17 protein-coding genes are annotated in these 18833 nt (G+C 72.2%); 6 read left to right on the top strand and 11 right to left on the bottom strand.

All coding sequences use genetic code 11. The features are described 5' to 3' along the window. From ACFYWS_RS15525 to ACFYWS_RS15500, 6 genes are all read left to right on the top strand, one after another. The gene (locus tag ACFYWS_RS15525; RefSeq protein WP_389275396.1) at positions 1 to 1101 is read left to right on the top strand and encodes an ADP-ribosylglycohydrolase family protein; all 1101 of its coding nucleotides are present in this window, start codon (positions 1 to 3) and stop codon (positions 1099 to 1101) included. A gap of 69 nt (positions 1102 to 1170) precedes the next feature. Next, positions 1171 to 1992 carry an alpha/beta fold hydrolase gene (locus ACFYWS_RS15520; RefSeq protein WP_389275393.1) on the top strand — a complete coding sequence of 274 codons (822 nt, stop codon included), beginning with the start codon at positions 1171 to 1173 and terminating at the stop codon, positions 1990 to 1992. A 9-nt stretch (positions 1993 to 2001) separates the two neighbouring features. Then, positions 2002 to 2856, top strand: coding sequence for a helix-turn-helix domain-containing protein (locus tag ACFYWS_RS15515; protein ID WP_389275390.1), 855 nt, complete (start codon positions 2002 to 2004; stop codon positions 2854 to 2856). Between the two features lie 133 nt (positions 2857 to 2989). After that, positions 2990 to 3955, top strand: coding sequence for a nucleoside hydrolase (locus ACFYWS_RS15510; protein ID WP_389275387.1), 966 nt, complete (start codon positions 2990 to 2992; stop codon positions 3953 to 3955). Further along, positions 3952 to 5394 (top strand): MFS transporter, encoded by a 1443-nt coding sequence (locus ACFYWS_RS15505; RefSeq protein ID WP_389275384.1) that lies wholly within the window; start codon positions 3952 to 3954, stop codon positions 5392 to 5394. Before ACFYWS_RS15510 ends, ACFYWS_RS15505 begins: the two co-directional genes overlap by 4 nt. Before the next feature lie 17 nt (positions 5395 to 5411). Further along, entirely contained in the window at positions 5412 to 6017 is a 606-nt protein-coding gene (locus ACFYWS_RS15500; RefSeq protein ID WP_389275381.1) for a dihydrofolate reductase family protein, read from the top strand. A 63-nt stretch (positions 6018 to 6080) separates the two neighbouring features. On the opposite strand, the gene ACFYWS_RS15495 is transcribed toward ACFYWS_RS15500, so the two are convergent. From ACFYWS_RS15495 to ACFYWS_RS15445, 11 genes are all read right to left on the bottom strand, one after another. Then, on the bottom strand, positions 6081 to 6731 hold the full coding sequence (locus ACFYWS_RS15495; protein WP_389275378.1) for a hypothetical protein: 651 nt from the start codon (positions 6729 to 6731) through the stop codon (positions 6081 to 6083). 11 nt (positions 6732 to 6742) lie between these two features. Beyond that, on the bottom strand, positions 6743 to 7264 hold the full coding sequence (locus ACFYWS_RS15490) for a methylated-DNA--[protein]-cysteine S-methyltransferase (protein WP_389275375.1): 522 nt from the start codon (positions 7262 to 7264) through the stop codon (positions 6743 to 6745). Positions 7265 to 7276: 12 nt separating this feature from the next. Further along, entirely contained in the window at positions 7277 to 8743 is a 1467-nt protein-coding gene (locus ACFYWS_RS15485; RefSeq protein ID WP_389275372.1) for an AlkA N-terminal domain-containing protein, read from the bottom strand. A 133-nt stretch (positions 8744 to 8876) separates the two neighbouring features. Further along, a complete protein-coding gene (locus ACFYWS_RS15480; RefSeq protein ID WP_389275719.1) occupies positions 8877 to 10286 on the bottom strand; it encodes a phytoene desaturase family protein in 1410 nt (469 codons plus the stop codon). Between the two features lie 85 nt (positions 10287 to 10371). Beyond that, entirely contained in the window at positions 10372 to 11229 is an 858-nt protein-coding gene (locus ACFYWS_RS15475; RefSeq protein WP_389275369.1) for an inositol monophosphatase family protein, read from the bottom strand. A gap of 100 nt (positions 11230 to 11329) precedes the next feature. Next, positions 11330 to 13165, bottom strand: coding sequence for a gamma-glutamyltransferase family protein (locus ACFYWS_RS15470; protein WP_389275366.1), 1836 nt, complete (start codon positions 13163 to 13165; stop codon positions 11330 to 11332). A gap of 8 nt (positions 13166 to 13173) precedes the next feature. Beyond that, on the bottom strand, positions 13174 to 14241 hold the full coding sequence (locus tag ACFYWS_RS15465) for an ABC transporter ATP-binding protein (RefSeq protein ID WP_389275363.1): 1068 nt from the start codon (positions 14239 to 14241) through the stop codon (positions 13174 to 13176). Further along, positions 14238 to 15245 (bottom strand): ABC transporter ATP-binding protein, encoded by a 1008-nt coding sequence (locus ACFYWS_RS15460; RefSeq protein ID WP_389275360.1) that lies wholly within the window; start codon positions 15243 to 15245, stop codon positions 14238 to 14240. The genes ACFYWS_RS15465 and ACFYWS_RS15460 overlap by 4 nt, the downstream gene beginning before the upstream one ends. After that, the gene (locus ACFYWS_RS15455; protein ID WP_389275716.1) at positions 15242 to 16108 is read right to left on the bottom strand and encodes an ABC transporter permease; all 867 of its coding nucleotides are present in this window, start codon (positions 16106 to 16108) and stop codon (positions 15242 to 15244) included. Before ACFYWS_RS15455 ends, ACFYWS_RS15460 begins: the two co-directional genes overlap by 4 nt. A gap of 5 nt (positions 16109 to 16113) precedes the next feature. Next, positions 16114 to 17067: an ABC transporter permease gene (locus ACFYWS_RS15450; protein WP_389275713.1), complete on the bottom strand. Its 954-nt coding sequence runs from the start codon at positions 17065 to 17067 to the stop codon at positions 16114 to 16116. A 65-nt stretch (positions 17068 to 17132) separates the two neighbouring features. Next, the gene (locus tag ACFYWS_RS15445) at positions 17133 to 18638 is read right to left on the bottom strand and encodes an ABC transporter substrate-binding protein (protein WP_389275357.1); all 1506 of its coding nucleotides are present in this window, start codon (positions 18636 to 18638) and stop codon (positions 17133 to 17135) included. Between the last annotated feature and the right edge of the window lie 195 nt (positions 18639 to 18833).

Genomic DNA, 18833 nt, shown 5'->3' with positions numbered 1-18833 from the left:
ATGACGCCTACGAGCCCCGGGCTCAGCGACCTCCCCGACCGCGCCCTCGCCGACCGTGTGCTCGGCGGCTGGCTCGGCCGGATCGCTGGCAACATGCTCGGCAAGCCGGTCGAGCAGGGCGAGGTGTGGACGCGCGAGCGCATCGACCGCTATCTGCGGCAGGCCGAGGCCCTGCCCCTGACCGACTATCTGCCCGAACCGCCTTCGGACGAGGTGGCGTCGGCGCTGCGCCCCGAATGGCGCCAGTGCGTGCGCGGCCGCATCCACGGCAGCTGCCGCGACGACGACGTGGACTACGCGGTACTCGGCCTGCACCTCCTGGAGACCCACGGCCTCGCGTTCACGACGGAGCAGGTGGGCGAGTTGTGGCTGCTGCGCCTGCCCTACCTCCAGACGTTCACGGCGGAGCGCGCGGCCTACCGGAACCTCGCGAACGGCCTCAAGCCCCCGCTCACGGCGACGTACGAGAATCCCCACCAGGAGTGGATCGGCGCCCTGATCCGCGCGGACGTCTTCGGCTGGACCAACCCCGGCGCCCCGCGCCGCGCCGCCTCCCTGGCCCGCCGCGACGCGGTCCTCTCGCACACGGGCAACGGCGTGTACGGCGCGATGTGGGCCGCCGCCCTGATCTCCGCCGCGTTCACCGCGCCGACCCCGCGCGCCGCCCTCGACGCCGCGCTCTGCGTGATCCCCGCGAGCAGCCGCCTGGCCCGCGTCGTACGCCGCACGGCCTCCCTGCACGACTCGCGGCTGACCTGGGAGGAGACGCTGTCCACGGTCGCCGGGGAGACGGCGGGCCTCGGCTGGATCCACACGGTCCCGAACGCCGCGGTGCTCACCGCCGGGCTGCTGTACGGGGACGGGGACTTCACCCGCACCGTCGCCCTGACCGTCCGCGGCGGCCTCGACACGGACTCCAACGGCGCGACGGCCGGCTCCTTCGCGGGGGTGCTGTGCGGCGCCGCCGCGATCCCCCCGCAGTGGACCGACCCCCTGGAGGACCGGCTGCGCAGCGCCGTCTTCGGCTTCGACGGCGCCCGCATCAGTGAACTGGCCGCGCGGACTGTGGAGTTGGCCGAGACGCAGGGCGGCCTGCCGTAGCCGTGCCCGGCTCCGGTGCGGCGACATTTTTACAAGACCGGGAGCCCGCGGCCCGTGCACCCTCGCCGTATGACTGCGTACGACGTTGAACTCTCGCACGGGATGCACGTGGTCCACGACGGTCCGCCACAGGCGCCGCCCCTCCTGCTCATCCACGGATCGGGGGCCGCGGGCGGCTGCTGGATCCCGATGCTGCCGGCCCTCGCCGGCCAGCACCACGTCATCCGGGTCGACCTGCCCGGCTGCGGCCACTCCCCGCCCGCCCCGTCCTACGAAGTGCCCGCGCAGGCGGCCGCGCTGGCCGGGCTGCTCGACGACCTCGGCCTGCGTGACGTCGCCGTGGCCGGGCACTCCAGCGGGGGCTACGTCGCCACCGCGCTCGCCGAGCGGCGTCCAGAACTGGTGCGTTCGCTGACCCTGATCAGTACGGGCCCGCGCATGGACGCGCTGCTTCCGCAGCCGTTCATCCTGCGCTTCCTGACGGGCCCGCCGTTCGGCCGACTCATCTGGTCGATGCGCTCGGACGCCATGGTCCGCCGGGGCATCGGGTCGACGGCCGCCCGCCCCCTGGACGTCCCGGACGAGCTGATCGCCGGGGTGCAGGGCATCACGTACGGAGCATTCCGGGCGGTCCTGGGCGCGAACAGCGCGTACCTCACCGAGCGGAGCGTGCCCGAGCGCCTCACCCCGCTCGGCATCCCGGTCCTGGCCGTCTTCGGCGCCGCCGACCCGCGCTGGGACCCGGCGTCCGCCCAGGACTACGGCACGGTGCCGCACGCGCGCGTGGAGCTGCTGCCCGGCGTCGGACATCTCCCCCTCCTGGAGGCGCCCGAGGCGACGGGAGAACTCCTGCTGGACTTCGCAGGGACGGCTCGGCAGGCAGAGTTCTAGACTCGCCATATGCCGCCGATCGGGACAGCCATCGGGACACCGCCCGACTGGGACTCGATGGACATCTCGGTCCCGCCCCCGGCGCTTCGGCTGCCAGGGATCAGCATGGCCGGGTTCAGCCAGCGGGTCCCCGCGCCCATGGACATCAGCATGGTGGCGCACCCCTCCGTCACGCTGCTCATCGACCTGAGCGAGGGCGACGGCATCGTCTACGACGCCCACGGCAAGGCCGGGCGCGGCAGCGCCGTCATCGGGCTGCTCCCCGGCGAGCTCCGGGCCTCCGGCCGGGTGGGCACGTGCCTCCAGATCCGTCTCGAACCGGCCCTGGCGACCGCGGTGTTCGGCGCCGCGGCGGAGCTCAGCGGGACCCTGGCGTCCCTCGACGACGTGTGGGGGCGCCACGCGGGGCGGGCCGAGGACAGGCTGCGCGCCGCCGGTTCGTGGCACGAGCGGTTCGCGATCGCGACGGAGCTCATCGGCCGTCGCCTCGACACCTCCCGACGCGTCGATCCGGAGGTCGCCCACGTCTGGCGGCGCACGCTGGCCGGCCGGGGGCGGGTGCGGGTCGAAGGCCTCGCTGACGAGGTCGGCTGGAGCCGGGGGCGGCTGTGCGCCCGATTCCGGTCCCAGCTGGGCATCGCCCCCAAGCGCGCCGCCCGCCTCGTGCGGTTCGACCACGCCGCCCATCTGCTGGCCGCGGGGCGCCCGGCCGCCGACGTCGCCGCCGCGAGCGGCTACGTCGACCAGTCCCATCTGCACCGCGACGTCAGGGAGTTCACCGGGCTCACCCCGGCGGCCGTGGCCCGCGCGCCCTGGCTCGCCATCGACGACGTGGCGTGGCCGGACACCTGGCCGGACACCTGATCGGACACCTGGCCGGTCGAGAAGCCGGCCGCGACGTGAGCATCCACGCATCTACGCGCGTTGACATCTCGTGTGGCGGCGAGGGATGTTTCCGTGGACAGTTTTCGTAACCAGAGCAAAGGGGCTCGTACCGTTGGCCAGGAAGATCATCCTCGATTGCGACCCGGGTCATGACGACGCAGTCGCCATGCTGCTCGCGCACGGCAACCCCGACGTCGAGCTGGTCGCCGTGACCACCGTCGTCGGCAACCAGACCCTGGAGAAGGTGACGCGCAACGCCCTCTCCGTGGCGGCGATCGCCGGAATCACCGGGGTGCCGTTCGCGGCGGGCTGCCCGCGGCCGCTGATCCGCACGATCGAGACCGCGCCCGAGATCCACGGCGACACGGGCCTCGACGGACCCGCGCTCCAGGACGCCCTCTTCGAACTCGACGAGCGGCACGCGGTGGACCTGATCATCGACACGGTCATGGCGCACGAGCCCGGCGAGATCACCATCGTGCCGACCGCGGGCCTCACGAACATCGCGCTCGCCGCCCGCAAGGAGCCGCGCATCGTCGAACGGGTGCGCGAGGTCGTGCTCATGGGCGGCGGCTACCACGAGGGCAACTGGAGCCCGGTCGCCGAGTTCAACATCGTGATCGACCCCGAGGCCGCCCACATCGTCTTCAACGAGCCGTGGCCGGTCACCATGGTCGGGCTCGACCTCACCCACCAGGCCCTCGCGACCCCCGAGGTGGAGAAGAAGATCGCCGCCGTCGGGACGAAGCCCGCGCAATTCGTGCTCGAACTGCTCGAGTTCTTCCGCGCGGCCTACCGCGAGAACCAGGGCTTCGAGCACCCGCCCGTGCACGACCCCTGCGCCGTCGCGTACGTCATCGACCCGAGCGTCATGACCGTCCGCAAGGCGCCCGTCGACATCGAGCTGCGCGGCTCCCTCACGCTCGGCATGACCGTCACCGACCTGCGCGCGCCCGCGCCCGAGGACTGCCACACCCAGGTCGCCGTCGACCTGGACCACGAGCGGTTCTGGAACCTCGTCGTGGACGCGCTCCAGCGCATCGGCGAGCCCGGAGGGAACGGGGCGCCCGCAGCATGAACGTCGCCGCCTCCCCCGACTCCTCGGCCGGTGGCCCGGACGCGAGGCGCCCGGTCCGGATCGGCGCCCTCATGGTCGCGCTGCTCGCGGCCAGCTTCGCCTTCCAGCTCAACGCCTCGATGCTCAGCCCGGCGCTCGCCACGATGGCGGAAGAGCTCGACACCACCGCGTCCGCGATCGGTGTCACGCAGACCGCGTTCTTCACGGCCGCCGCGCTGTTCTCGCTCTTCCTGCCGCGCCTCGGCGACCTGATCGGCCGCCGCAAGGTGCTCACCGCGATGATGGTCCTGATGGCCGTCGGGTGTGTGATCTCCGCGCTCGCGACCTCCGTCGGGATGCTCGCCGTGGGACGTGTCATCCAGGGCGCGTCGGGCCCGACGATCCCGCTCGCCCTGATCATGCTCCGCGTCGAGGTCCCGGACCCGAAGCGGTACGGCACGCTCATGGGCGTCGTCACCGCCGTCAACGGCGGCATCGCGGGCGTCGACTCGTTCGCGGGCGGCTCGCTCGCCGAGCACTACGGCTACGCGTCGATCTTCTGGGTCATGACCGCCTTCGCGGTCCTCTCGGCCGTGCTCGTACGCCTCTGCGCCCCGGAGTCCCGCGCGGCCGAGCGGCCGCCCATGGACTGGCCGGGCGTACTGCTCCTGGTGATCTCCGTGGGCGCGCTCCTGATCGCCTTCAACGAGGCGGGCAAGCTGGCCGCCGCGAACTGGCCGCTCGCGATCGGGCTGCTCGTCGTGGCCGGGCTCGCGTTCTGGGCGTTCTGGCGGTTCGAGAACCGTTCCGCGCACCCACTGGTCACCACGCACCTGCTGAAGCGCCGCGCCACCTGGTCGCTGCTGCTGTCGACGATGCTCACCATGACCGGCGTCTTCGCGATCATGAACGGTCTGCTGCCGGGCTTCGCGCAGGACACCTCCGTGGGTCTCGGCCTCGGCGCCGAGGGCGCGACCTGGTGGACGCTGACCCCGTACGCGCTCGCGGGCCTGGCCATGGGCCCGATCTCGGGACGGCTCTCGGCGACGTTCGGCTACGGCCGCGTCCTGCGCACCGGCCTGATCGCCACGGCGGTCTCCACGGTCGTCGCGCTGCTGACGCTCCAGACGGACTCGGCGGGCCTGCTCCTGACGGTGTCGATCCTGCTCGGCGTCACCTACGCGGGCATGGCCAACATCATGCTGAACGGCCTCGGCATCGTGCTCTCCCCGCCCGAGAACCCCGGCTTCCTGCCGGGCCTCAACGCGGGCTGCTTCAACCTCGGCGCGGGCCTCAGCTTCGTGGTCCTGTACGCGGCGATGGACTCGGTCGCCCCCACCGGCGGCACCTCGGTCGGCGGCTACAGTGCCGGTGTCGTGGCGGGGCTCGTGCTCATCGTGGCGGCCCTGTTCGCGTCGCTGCTGATCCCGAAGCCGGTGCACGCGGAGGCCAAGGACTGACGAGGGAGTGGTGCTCAGTGAAGCTCGTGGTGCAGGAGTTCCTGACGCTGGACGGTGTGTCGCAGGGGCCGGGCGCCCCTGACGAGGACACCAGCGACGGATTCACGCGCGGCGGCTGGTTCGTGCCGTACGTGGACGAGGAGTTCATGGAGATCGCCGACGGCTGGCTCGGGCAGGCGGACGGGCTGCTGTTCGGGCGCCGGACCTACGAGAACTTCGCCCGGGACTGGCCGACGATGACCGACCACCCCATGGCGGCGGTCATGAACGGCCTGCCGAAGTACGTCGCCAGCCAGAGCCTGACCGAGGCCGACTGGAACCCGACCACGGTCCTCACCGGCAACATCGCCGCCGAGGTCGACGCCCTGAAGCGGCAGCCGGGCCGTGAACTGCAGATCCACGGCAGCTCACGGCTCGCGCAGTCGCTGCTCGCGGCGGGCCTCGTCGACCAGCTGCGCCTGGCCATCGCCCCCGTCGTGGTGGGCCGGGGCCGCCGCCTCTTCCCGGAGCACGGCACCCCGGCGGGCCTGCGCCCGGTGAGCCAGCGCTCCACGGCGGGCGGCCTGTCGGTGCACGTGTTCGACACGGCGGGGCTGCCGGCGTACGGGGTGTATCCGGGCTAGGGCCTGTCTTCAAACTCCCGCCTGCCCGGCGTCGCCGGGCAGGCGGGAGTTTGAAGACAGGCCCTAGGGCGTTTCTGACGCATCTCGGGTTTCCAGGCTGCGGGCCCGCGCGCGGTACGCCTCGGGCGAGCGGTGGTACGTCCGCACCGCCAGCAGCCCGGCCACCAGGCGCGGGTCATGGGCCGGGTCGTGCAGCTCCACGTGGCAGCCCGCGTTGCGGTCCGTGTAGGTCAGTACGGTCGTGCCCTGTGCCCGCCACGTGATGCGCTGGGGTGGTGGGACGGCGCCGGAGAAGGCGCCTCCGATCAGCCCGAGGAGCACCACCACCGACTGGAAGGGAAGGATCACCCACCACAGCGTCCACAGCCACAGCGGTCCCTGGCGCCCCACCGCGGCCGGCAGCCCTTCGGGCCGTACGTTCCAGCGGGTCCGCAGCCGTCGCCCGCGCAGCGCCGGGTCCCGGGTGATCGTGCCGAGCACGTCGCCGTCGGGGGCGCGGACGCGGTAGGTGATCGGCTGCCCCGGCGTCGGGCACAGCGCCTCGACGCGCGCGTACGGCGTGCTGTGCGCCTCGTCCGCCCACAGGGTCAGGATCCGCTCCACCGGGCCCTCCACCTCCAGGTGGATCCAGGCGACGGCGGGCGCGGTCTCCGGTTCGTCGGCCCAGCGGATCTCCTGCGTGCCGGTGGTCCGCTGCTTCAGGCATCGCCCCATGCGGGCGCACGCTAGCCGAACAGGGTCGGGGCGCCAGAGGACGCGCGGAATCCGGCGCGCGTGCGCTCGAAGTGCAGCAATTGCCGCTTGCGGTCGAGGCCGCCGCCGTAACCGGTGAGGTCGCCGTTCGCGCCGATGACGCGGTGGCAGGGGACGATGACGCCGACGGGATTCTTGCCGTTGGCGAGGCCCACCGCCCGGGAGGCGTTCGGGTTTCCGAGGGCTTCGGCCAGTTCCCCGTACGTGCGGGTCTCGCCGTACGGGATCCGCTGGAGCTCCGCCCAGACGGAGCGCTGGAACGGGGTGCCGTGGAGGTGCAGCGGCAGGTCGAACTCCGTCAACTCGCCCTGGAAGTAGGCGGTCAGCTGGTCGATGGCCGCACCGAAGGGACGCTCGTCGCGGGCGCCGAAGGATTCCTGCGGCGGGCGGTGTCGCTGGTCGGTCATGTAGAGGCCGGAGAGTGTGCCGTCCGTGGACACGAGGGTGAGGGGGCCGTAGGGGCTGTCGATGAGGGTGTGCCGCTTCTGCTGCATGGTCCGGATTCCTTACGCGGGAAGGAAGTTGATGGGGTGGGAGTCGGTCGCCCACAGATACTGGGTCGCGTACGCACGCCAGGGGCGCCAGGCCGCGGCCCGCGCGGTGAGCGCCGCGGGGGTGTGGGGCAGGCCCAACTCCTGTGCGGCGCGCCGCATTCCGAGGTCGGTGGGGAGGAAGGCGTCGGGGTCGCCGAGGGCGCGCATGGCGATCGCCTCGACGGTCCAGGGGCCGAAGCCGGGCAGCCCGGCGAGGTGCGCGCGGACCTCGTCCCAGTCGGACTCCGGGCCCAAGGCCAGCCCTCCGTCGGCCAGTTGGCGTACGAGGGTGGTGAGGGTCGTGCGGCGGCTTCGGGGCAGCGCGAGCGCTTCCGGGTCGAGGCGGGCCAGGGCCGCCGGGGACGGGAAGAGGTGGGTGAGGCCGCCCTCGGGATCGTCGACCGGCTCGCCGTGGGCGAGGACCAGGCGGGCGGCGTGGGTGCGGGCCGCGGCCGTGGAGACCTGCTGGCCGAGGACGGCGCGTACGGCGAACTCGGCCTCGTCGACGGTGCGCGGCACGCGGCGGCCCGGCGCCTTGTCGACGAGCGGGGCGAGGAGCGGGTCGGTGCGGAGCTGGTCGTCGACCGCCACCGGGTCCGCGTCGAGGTCGAGCAGGCGGCGGCATCGGCTGATGGCCACGGCGAGGTCGCGCTGGTCAGTGAGGATCAGGCGGCAGGCGATGTGCTCGGCGCCGGGGGTCAGGCCGACGATGCCGTGCCCGTACGGGAGCCGGAGGGTGCGCCGGTACGCACCGTCGCGCCACTCCTCCACGCCGGGTACGGCGGTGGCGGCGAGGTGGCCGAAGAGGTTGTCGGGGTTGAGGGGTTTGCGGAACGGCAGCCGCAGCGTGAGCACTCCCGCAGCGCCCGTGCGCCCTTGGGGCACGCGCGTGCGCAGCTCCGTCGGCGACAGCGCGTAGACCTCTCGGACGGTCTCGTTGAAGGTGCGGATCGAGGCGAAGCCGGCCGCGAACGCCACGTCGGAGAGCGGGAGTTGAGTGGTCTCGATCAGCAGGCGTGCCGTCTGGGCGCGCTGCGCGCGGGCGAGGGCGAGAGGGCCCGCGCCCAGCTCCGCGAGGAGCTGCCGCTCGATCTGGCGGGCGCTGTAGCCGAGGCGGCGGGCGAGCCCGGCGACGCCCTCGCGGTCCACCACGCCGTCGCCGATGAGGCGCATCGTGCGGGCCGTGAGGTCGGCCCGTACGTTCCACTCCGGGGAGCCGGGGGTGGTGTCGGGGCGGCACCGCTTGCAGGCCCGGAATCCGGCCTGCTGGCAGGCGGCGGCGCTGGGGTAGAACCGCATGTTGCGGGGCTTGGGCGGCACGACCGGGCAGCCGGGACGGCAGTAGATGCGGGTGGTGACCACGGCGGTGAAGAAGACTCCGTCGAAACGGGTGTCCTTGGCCTGCACGGCGCGTACGCAGCGGTCTGTGTCGGTGTGCATGTCTTTAGCATCGGGCAAGGTGAGGCGGATGGCTGGCGGAAATTCGACATGGACGTCGGCCGTCGTTGCGGTCGCGGGGCTCTGCCCCGGACCCCGCGCCTCAATCGCCGGCGGGGCTTGAATTGGAGGGGCTTTAGTGGGCCCGCAGTCTCCTCCACACCGCCTTCGCCGCGTTGTGGCCCGACATGCCGTGGACTCCCGGGCCCGGTGGGGACGCGGAGGAGCAGATGTATACGGCGGGGTGCGGGGTCGTGTACGGGGAGAGGGAGAGCTTGGGCCGCAGGAGCAGCTGGAGGCCGCTGGCCGCGCCGGAGGCGATGTCGCCGCCCACGTAGTTCGCGTTGCGGACCGCGAGTTCGGGTGGGCCCGCCGTCGCGCGCGCGAGGACCAGGTCCCTGAACCCCGGTGCGAAGCGCTCCAGTTGGCGCTCGATGGCGTCGGTGAGGTCGCCGTCCCAGCCGTTCGGCACGTGTCCGTACGCCCAGAAGGTGTGCTTGCCCTCGGGGGCGCGCGTGGGGTCGGCGACGGTCGGCTGGACCGTGATCAGGAAGGGCGCCTCGGGTCCTCGGCCCTCGCGGGACGCGGCGTTCAGCGCCCTGGCGATGTCCGAGCGGTACGGGCCGACCTGCACCGTGCCCGCGACGCGTGCCTCCTTCGCGGTCCACGGCACCGGTCCGTCGAGCGCGTAGTCGACCTTGAAGACGCTCGCCCCGTACCGGAAGCGGTCGTAATAGCGGCCGAGTCCGGCGATCCTGGCGACGGCCGTCGGCGACGTGTCGAAGATGTACGCGCGGGCCGGCGGCAGGTCGTCGAGCCGCTTCACCTCGTAGTCGGTGTGGATGGCGCCGCCGAGGTCCTTCAGGTACCCGGCGAGCGCGTCGGAGATCGACTGGGAGCCGCCGCGTGCGACGGGCCACCCGCGCGCGTGTGCGGCGAGTGCGAAGACCAGGCCGATCGCGGAGGTCGCGAAGCCGCCGAGCGGCGCGATGACGTGGGCGACGAGGCCCGAGAGCAGGGCGGGGGCCTTCTCGTCGCGGAAGCGGCGCATCAGCCACGTCGACGGCGGCAGGCCGACGAGGCCGAACCGGGCGAGGGTCACCGGGTCGCGGGGGAGCGCGCTGAGCGGCAGTGACATGAAGTCCTTGACCAGCGTGTCCCAGTGCGGCAGCAGCGGTTCGATCAGGCGGCGGTACGCGCCCGCGTCGCGCGGGCCGAAGGACGCGGCGGTCTCGGCGACGGACCGGGACAGCGTCGCCGCCGTGCCGTCGGGGAAGGGGTGCGCCATCGGCAGCTCGTGCTGGACCCAGTCCAGGCCGTACCGCTCCAGGGGCAGGTCCCTGAACGCCGGGGAGTTGATGCCCAGCGGGTGCGAGGCCGAGCACGGGTCGTGGCGGAAGCCGGGGAGCGTCAGCTCCTCGGTGCGTGCGCCGCCGCCGACCGTGTCCTCGGCCTCGAACACGGCAACGGAGAAGCCGCGCCTGGCCAGTTCAACGGCTGCGGTCAGCCCGTTGGGCCCCGCACCCACCACGACGGCATCGAGCATCGACGGCACCTTCGGACTCCTTTGTCAGCCGATGGCCACTGCCCGGACAGGATATGCCGGGCCACCGACAGCGCAGGAGCGCGGGTCAGGCCGCCAGCAATCCCGCCACCCGCCGCGCGGCATCCGCGTCCCGCGCGGCCGTGAACGGCAGCGCGTTCCCGCCGCGGATCGAGAACGGGATCCCGTCACGCGTGAGGTGTGCGCCGCCGGCCTCCTCGACCAGCAGGATCCCGGCCGCGTGGTCCCAGGCCAGCTCCCAGCCGAACGCGATCGCGTCGACGGTGCCGCGGGCGATGCCCAGGTACTCCAGGCCCGCGGAGCCGCACGGGCGCGGCGCGACGCCGTCCGTGCGCAGGCCGAGCAGGGAGCGCTTCTGCTCGTCGGTCGTGAAGTCGGGGTGCGAGGTCGCGACCCGCAGGTCGGTGCCGGGCGCCGGGGGTCCGGCGTGCAGCACCTCTCCGTTGAGCCGCGCGCCCCGGCCGCGGACCGCGACGGCCATCTCGCCGAGCGCGGGCGCGTACGTCCAGGAGGCGAGCACCACGCCGTCGAGCGCGAGGGCGACGAGGGTGCAGAAGCCGGGGTCGCCGTGCACGAACTGTCGGGTGCCGTCGACCGGGTCGACGATCCACACCGGGGCGCTGCCCTGGATCGCCTCGTAGGAGGCCGGGTCCGCGGCGACCGCTTCCTCGCCGACGACCACGGAGCCGGGCAGGAGAGCGGCGAGCTCGCGGGTGAGGTACTCCTCGGCGCGCTTGTCGGCGACCGTCACGAGGTCGTGCGGCGCGCTCTTCTCCTCGATCTCCGCGGCGTCGAGCCGGCGGAAGCGCGGGGTGATCTCGGCGGCAGCGGCGGCGCGGACGATGTCCTCGACGCCGGTCATGAGCTTGTGGTTGATGTGCGTGTTCAGAAAGTCTTCGATGCTTTCCGTCTTCGTTTCGATCATGTCTCCATGAGAACACAGCCCACTGACAACACCCCCATGGCAGATGAACGGCGGGCGACACCTCGAAGACATCCGGGTGCCGCCCACCGTCCGTGACGGGTCAGCGACCGACCGCGTAGCCCTGCATGCCGCGCGGGTTCGCCGCCGCGGACAGGACGCCGGTGCGCGGATCGCGGGCGACGGCGCACAGGCGGCCCTCGGACCAGGCGTCACCGACGGTCACGTCGTGACCGCGGCGGCGCAGCTCGGCGACGACCTCCTCGCCGACGCGGGACTCGACGGTGACAGAGCCCGGCCGCATGCCGCGCGGGAAGAAGGAGCCGGGGAACGAGTCGTTGTGCCAGTTCGGGGCGTCGATGGCGCCTTGCAGGTCGAGCCCGCCGCGCACCGCCCCGCGCAGCGCCACCGCCAGGAAGAAGTGCACCTGCCACTGGTCCTGCTGGTCGCCGCCGGGCGTGCCGAAGGCCAGTACCGGGACGCCGTCCTTCAGGGCGAGGGACGGGGTGAGCGTGGTGCGGGGGCGCTTGCCGGGCGTGAGCGAGTTCGGCAGGCCCTCCTCCAGCCAGGCCATCTGGAGGCGGGTGCCGAGCGGGAAGCCCAGCTCGGGGACGACCGGGTTGGCCTGGAGCCAGCCGCCGGAGGGCGTGGCGGCGACCATGTTGCCCCAGCGGTCGACGATGTCGATGTGGCAGGTGTCACCGCGGGTGGCGCCGTTCGCGGACACCTCCTCGTCCGAGGACGACTTCTGCACGGTGGGCTCGCCCGCCCCGGCGACGCCCATGGCGTCGAAGCCCTCCTCGCCTGCGGCGACCGCGTGGGCGTGGGTGCTCAAGCGCGGCTCGGTGCCGAGCGGGCTGCCCGGACGCAGCTCGTGGGAGGCCTTCTCCGGGTCGATCAGGGCGCGGCGCGCGGCGTTGTACTCGCTGGAGAGCAGCGCCTCCACGGGGACACCCGAAGGATCCGCGTCGCCGTACCAGGCCTCACGGTCCGCCATGGCGAGCTTGCAGCCCTCGACGAGCAGGTGGACGTAGTCGGCGGACCCGTAGGCGGGCAGCTCGGGCGGGAGCAGGGCGAGCTGCTGGAGGAAGGCGGGGCCCTGGCTCCAGCCACCGGCCTTGCACAGCGTCCAGCCGTTCCACTCGTACGTCGCCGGGGCCTCGTAGGTCGCCGACCAGGTGGCGAGGTCCTCGGCGGTCAGCGTGCCGACGTGGCGCTCGCCGCTGGTGTCCTTCGTGGGCCGCTGCGACTGGCGGACCAGCGCCTCGGCGATGAAGCCCGTGCGCCACACCTTGCGGGCGGCCTCGATCTGGGCGACGCGGTCGGCGCCGCCTGCCTCCTCGGACTCGGCTATGAGGCGCTTCCAGGTGGCGGCGAGCTGCTGGTTGCGCAGCAGCTCACCGGGCTTGGGGGACTTGCCGTCGACGAGGTAGACCTCGGCGGACGAGTGCCACTCGGTCTCGAAGAGCTCGCGCACCGTCTCGACGGTCTCGCCGACGCGCTCCACGGGCGCGTGCCCGTCCTCGGCGTACCCGATGGCGTACTTGAGGACGTCGGCGAGGGTCTTGGTGCCGTGGTCCTTCAGGAGGAGCATCCAGGCGTCGAACGCGCCGGGCACGGCGGCCGCGAGCGGTCCGGTGCCGGGGACGAGGTCCAGGCCCAGGGACTTGTAGTGCGCGACGGTGGCGCCCTCCGGGGCCCCGCCCTGCCCGCACAGCACCTGCACCTCTCCCCCGGTCGGCGCCAGGATGATCGGCACCTCGCCTGCGGGCCCGTTCAGGTGCGGCTCGACGACGTGCAGCACGAAGCCCGCGGCGACGGCGGCGTCGTAGGCGTTGCCGCCGTCCTCCAGGACGGCCATCGCGGACTGGGAGGCGAGGTAGTGCGTGGAGGACACCATGCCGAAGGTGCCCTGGAGGGTCGGGCGGGTGGTGAACAAGGAGGCTCCTAGCTGGTGGCGGTGCGGGTGTTGGGGATCGTACGAGACGCTGCCGACAGCGCCTCCGGTGCCGCGGAAGCGGCGTCCGGCGCGGTGCCGTCCTCGGCGACGAGGTGGCAGGAGACCTCGCGGCCGCCTTCCAGCGTGCGCAGCACCGGGACTTCGGTGCGGCAGCGGTCGACGGCGAGCGGGCAGCGCGTGTGGAATCGACAGCCGGCCGGAGGTGCCAGCGGGCTGGGCAACTCGCCGCTGAGGACGATGCGTTCGCGGCTGCGCTGTGTGGTCGGGTCCGGGACGGGCGCGGCCGAGAGCAGCGCCTGTGTGTAGGGGTGCTTCGGGTTCGCGAACAGCTCGCGCGTGGGCGCCTGTTCGACGATCTGGCCCAGGTACATGACGGCGATCCGGTCGGCGAGGTACTCGACGGCCGCGAGGTCGTGCGTGATGAACAGGCAGCCGAAGCCGCGGTCGCGCTGGAGGTCGGCGAGGAGGTTGAGGACCGAGGCCTGCACGGACACGTCAAGCGCGGAGGTCGGCTCGTCGGCGATCAGCAGATCCGGCTCGACGGACAGTGCGCGGGCGATGGAGATGCGCTGGCGCTGGCCGCCGGAGAGTTCGTGCGGGTGCCGGTCGGCGTGCTCGGGGCGCAGCCCGACTTGGTCGAGGAGTTCGGCCACACGCGCGCGTGCCGCCTCGCCCTTCGCGATGCCGTGCAGCTTGAGCGGCTCGGCGACGATCTGGCCGACGGTCATCCGCGGGTCGAGCGAGGACGACGGGTCCTGGAAGACCAGGTGGAAGTCCTTGCGCAGCGGCCGCAGGGCGCGCCGCGACATGGTGGTCACGTCGGTGCCGTTGATGCGCACGGTGCCGCCGGTGGGGTCGTCGAGGCGGACGGCGCAGCGCCCGACGGTCGACTTTCCGCTGCCGGACTCGCCGACGAGGCCGACGACCTCGCCGCGTCCGACGGTCAGGGTGACGCCGTCGGCGGCGCGCACGGTGCCGGAGGAGCCCGCGAAGTGACGTTCCAGGTCGACGAGTTCAAGGACCGGTGCGCTCTGACCGGGCTTGTCGGGGCTCATGAAGCGGTCTCCTGGAGGGTGTGCGGGTGCCAGCAGGCGGCGCGGTGCGGGGCGTCGGCCCCGGCGTCGGCGACGACGGCCTTGAGGCCGGGACGGCTCGACGTGCAGGTGTCGTCGGCGCGGGCGCAGCGCGGCGCGAACGTACAGGCGTCGGGCTGCGAGTCGAGGCTCGGCACGAGCCCGGGGATCTCGGGGAGGCGCCGCTTGCCCTCGCCGCCGGGGCGGAGGACGGCGGAGAGCAGCCCGCGGGTGTACGGGTGCTTGGGGTCGGCGAACAGCTCGTGCACCGGCGCCTGTTCGACGGGCCGGCCCGCGTACATGACGAGCACCCGGTCGGCGGTGTCGGCCACCACGCCGAGGTCGTGCGTGATGAGGACGATGGCCGTGCCGAGCCGCTCGCGCAGCGACTGAAGCACCTCCAGGATGCCCGCCTGCACGGTGACGTCGAGCGCGGTCGTCGGCTCGTCGGCGATGAGGACGGCGGGGTCGCAGGCCACCGCGATGGCGATCATGACGCGCTGGCGCATGCCGCCGGACAGCTGGTGCGGGTACTCGTCGACGCGCTCGGCGGGGGCCGGGATGCCCACGAGGTCGAGGAGTTCGACGGCACGCGCGCGTGCCTGCTTCTTGTTCAGGCCCTGGTGGCGGCGGAGCACTTCGCCGATCTGCCGCCCGATGGTGAGCACCGGGTTCAGGGACGTCATGGGCTCCTGGAAGATCATCGCGATGTCGTTTCCGCGGATCTTCCCGTACGCCTTGTCGTCCGCGCCCGCGAGTTCCTTCTCGCCGATCCGGACGGATCCTGTGATGTGCGCGGTGGGCGGGAGGAGTCCCATGACGGCCATGGAGGTGACGGACTTGCCGCAGCCCGACTCCCCCACCACGGCGAGCACTTCACCGGCGCGCAGGTCGAAGGAGACCTGGTCGACGGCGTGCACGGTACGGGTGTCGGAGCGGAAGGACACCGACAGGTCCCGGACGCTGAGGACGGGTTCAGAGGTCATCGGGTCGCTCCACGGGGGTCGAGGACGTCGCGCAGGCCGTCGCCTAGCAGGTTGAACGCCAGCGTCGCGGCGACGACCGCGAGGCCGGGGAACACCGCCATCCAGGGTGCGGGCGCGAGGAAGGCCTGGGCGGACGACAGCATCACGCCGAGGGACGGCTCGGGCGGCTGCACACCGAGGCCGAGGAAGCTGAGCAGGGCCTCGCCGATGATGGCGGTGGGGATGCCCACGGTGGCCTGCACGATCAGCGCCGAGGTGGCGTTGGGCAGGATGTGCCGGAACAGGACGGTGCCGTCGCCGCCTCCGTTGGCGATGGCCGCGGCCACGTAGTCCACGTGCTTGAGGCGGAGCGTCTCGGCGCGGGAGATGCGGATGACGGCCGGGATCTGCGAGATGCCGATCGCGATGGTCGCGTTGGTGAGCGACGGGCCGAGGACGGCGGCGAGGCCGACGGCGAGCACCAGGAACGGGAAGGCGAGCATCGTGTCGGTGACGCGGGACACGACGCTGTCGGCGACCTTGCCGTAGTACCCGGCGAGCAGCCCGAGCGGGACGCCGACGACGAAGGCGAGCACGACCGCGAGCACGCCGACCTGCATCGAGGCGCGGGCCCCGAAGACGACGCGGGACAGCTGGTCGCGCCCGAGGTCGTCGGTGCCCAGCCAGTGCGCCCAGCTCGGCGCGGCGAGCACGTCGTCGAAGTTGGCGCGCGCGGGGTCGTACGGGGCGACGAGCGGCGCGAACAGCGCGGCGAGTACGAAGATCACGGCGATGACGGCGCCGGTCATGGCGAGCTTGTTCTTGCGCAGGGCGCGCAGCTTGGCGTTCCCGGCGGCCCGGGCGCGTATTCCTGTGAGAGCCAGCGTGGTCACCGGGCACCTCCGAGCCGGATGCGCGGGTCGATGACCGAGTACGCCACGTCGACCAGCAGGTTGATGAAGATGTACGCGAACGACGTGCACAGCACCACGCCTTGCAGCGTCGCGTAGTCACGGGTGAAGACGGCGTCGATGGTGAGCTTGCCGAAGCCGGGGAGCACGAAGATCTGCTCCGTGACGACAGCGCCGGAGATCAGGTGGCCGAGTTGCAGGCCGAGCACGGTGACGACGGTGACGAGCGAGTTGCGCAGCGCGTGCCCGCCGATCACCTCGCGGCGCGAGAGGCCCTTGGCGCGGGCCGTGCGCACGTAGTCCGCGGAGAGCGAGTCGAGCATCGCGGCGCGGGTCTGGCGCATGACGACGGCGGCGAGCCCGGAGCCGAGGACGATCGCGGGCAGCACCATGCGGCGCAGGTTGTCCATCGGGTCGGTGCCGAAGGGGACGAAGCCGGAGGCCGCGAAGACCGGCACGGCGATCGCGAAGGCGAGGACGAGGACGATGCCGAGCCAGAACGTCGGCACCGAAAGCCCGAGCAGGGCAAGGGCGTTGGCGATCCACTCGGCGGTCTTGCCGCGCCGCACGGCGGCGACGACACCGGCGCCGACGCCCAGCACGATCGCCAACAGCAGGGACAGCGCGGCGAGTTCGAGGGTGACGGGCAGTGCCTGCGCGATGGCGTCGGAGACCGGGAGCCCGGTGCGCGAGGAGTTGCCCAGGTCGCCCTGGAGCGCGTGCCCGATGAACCGGGCGTACTGGACGACGATGTTGTCGTCGAGCCCGTAACTGGCACGGATCGCGGCCAGCGCCTTCGGGCTGCGCTCCTCACCGGCGAGCGCGAGCGCCGGGTCACCGGGCAGCGCGCGGATGCCGGCGAACACGACGATCGACACGAGGAACATCGTGATGACGGACTGCCGGATGCGGGTGAGGACGTACTTGGCCATCGGATGCCCGGCGAACAGCCCGGACTTCTTCGGCGTGGCCTTTTCGGGGACTGCTTCAGCGGTCGTCACTTGGCGTACCCCGCGTTCTTGACTCGGACGAGGCCGTCGCCGTAGACGTGCAGGCCCGCGACGTCCTTCCCGGTGACGATGTAGTTCTTCTGGCGGTAGAGGTAGATCAGGGTGTGCTCGGCGTTCACCTTGCGGATCAGCTCGGCGTAGATCTTGTCGCGTTCGGCGGGGTCGGACTCGGTCCGGCCGCGCTTGATCAGAGCGTCGATCTTGGGGTCGCCCAGGCCGTAGGCGTTCATCGCGCCCTTGGTCTGGAGGAAGCTCGCGATGTTGCCGTCCGGGTCGAGGCGCCCGGACCAGCCGCTCTGGAAGGCCTCGTACTGGCCGTTGTCGGTCTCTTCAAGCATGGTGGCGTACTCGGTGGGCCGAAGCTTCAGGGCGAATCCGGCGTCCTTGACCATGGCCTGGATGACCTGGCCGATGCGGCTCCACTCGGGCGTCGTGTTGATCTTCAGTTCGACGGGCACGGGGCCCTTGACCCCCGCCTCCTTCAGCAGCCGCTTGGCCTTGGGGACATCACGCTTCGGGCACTCGGAGGACTTGACGCCGGGCGCGATCGCGGACGCAGGGGACATCGGGCCGCAGGCGGGCTCGTACATGCCCTGGAACGCGACCTTGTTGATGAGGTCGCGGTCGATGGCCAGCTCGAAGGCCTCGCGGACACGGACGTCCTTCGCCATCGGGGTGTCGACCTTGCCGGGCGCCTGACCGAGGCCCTTGACGTTGCCGACGTTGATGCCGATGCCCTGGTAGCCCAGCGAGGGTGAGTTGAAGAGCCGCAGCTTGTTGTCGGTGAGCGCGCTCTTCACGTCGACGGGGACCATCTGGTCGCCGATCTGTACGTCGCCGGAGCGCAGGTTGGCGAGGCGGACACTGCCGTCGGGGATCGGCTTGTAGATCACCTTGTCCAGGTGGACGTCCTTGGCGTCGTAGTAGTTCGGGTCCTTGGCGACGACGATGCGGTCGCCTCCGACGCGCTCGACGAACCGGTAGGGGCCCACGCAGGACGGGTGGTTGGTGAAGGTCTTGCCGTACTTCTTGAGCGCGGTCGGCGACATCACCATGCCGGAGCGGTCGGCGAGCACCGCGGTCAGCGGCACGTACGGCTGCTTCAGGGTGAGCTTGACGCTGTACGGACCCGTGGCCTCGGCCGACTTCAGCGGGGTCAGCTCGGTGGCGCGGGCGGAGCCCGCCAGGTCACGGTGGCGCAGCAGGGAGGTGACGACGGCGTCCGCGTTCAGCCTGGTGCCGTCGCTGAACCGGGCGTCCTCGCGTACGTCGAAGGTGACGGTGCGGCCGTCCTTGGAGACCTCGGGCTGTTGAGTCGCGAGCTGCGGCACGACCTTGCCCTGCTCGTTGACGTCGTAGAGCTTCTCGCACATGCCGGCGAAGACGGTGCGGCCCACGAGGGTCTGGGCGAGGGTCGGGTCGAGCTTGTCGGGGTCGGCGTTGAGGGCCACGGTCAGCGTTCCGCCGTCACGGACCGGACGGTCGTCGGTCATCCGCTCCCCGCCCACCTCCGTGGCCGAGGACTGCAACGAGCCACAAGCCGACAAAGTGGACATCGCCAGGACAACTGCCGTCAGGGCAACCGCTGTTCGGCGCACGAGGGCATACCTCCGCCAGGGATGAGGGGTGGGCGATCGGTGTGCGATCAAGGAATACGGCAGAACGTATTTCGCATACAGTCCGCACAC

Source organism: Streptomyces sp. NPDC002795, assembly GCF_042888725.1.
GTDB lineage: Bacteria > Actinomycetota > Actinomycetes > Streptomycetales > Streptomycetaceae > Streptomyces.
The sequence above is the reverse complement of the archived record's forward strand: the minus strand, read 5'-3'. Positions and strand labels throughout refer to the sequence as shown.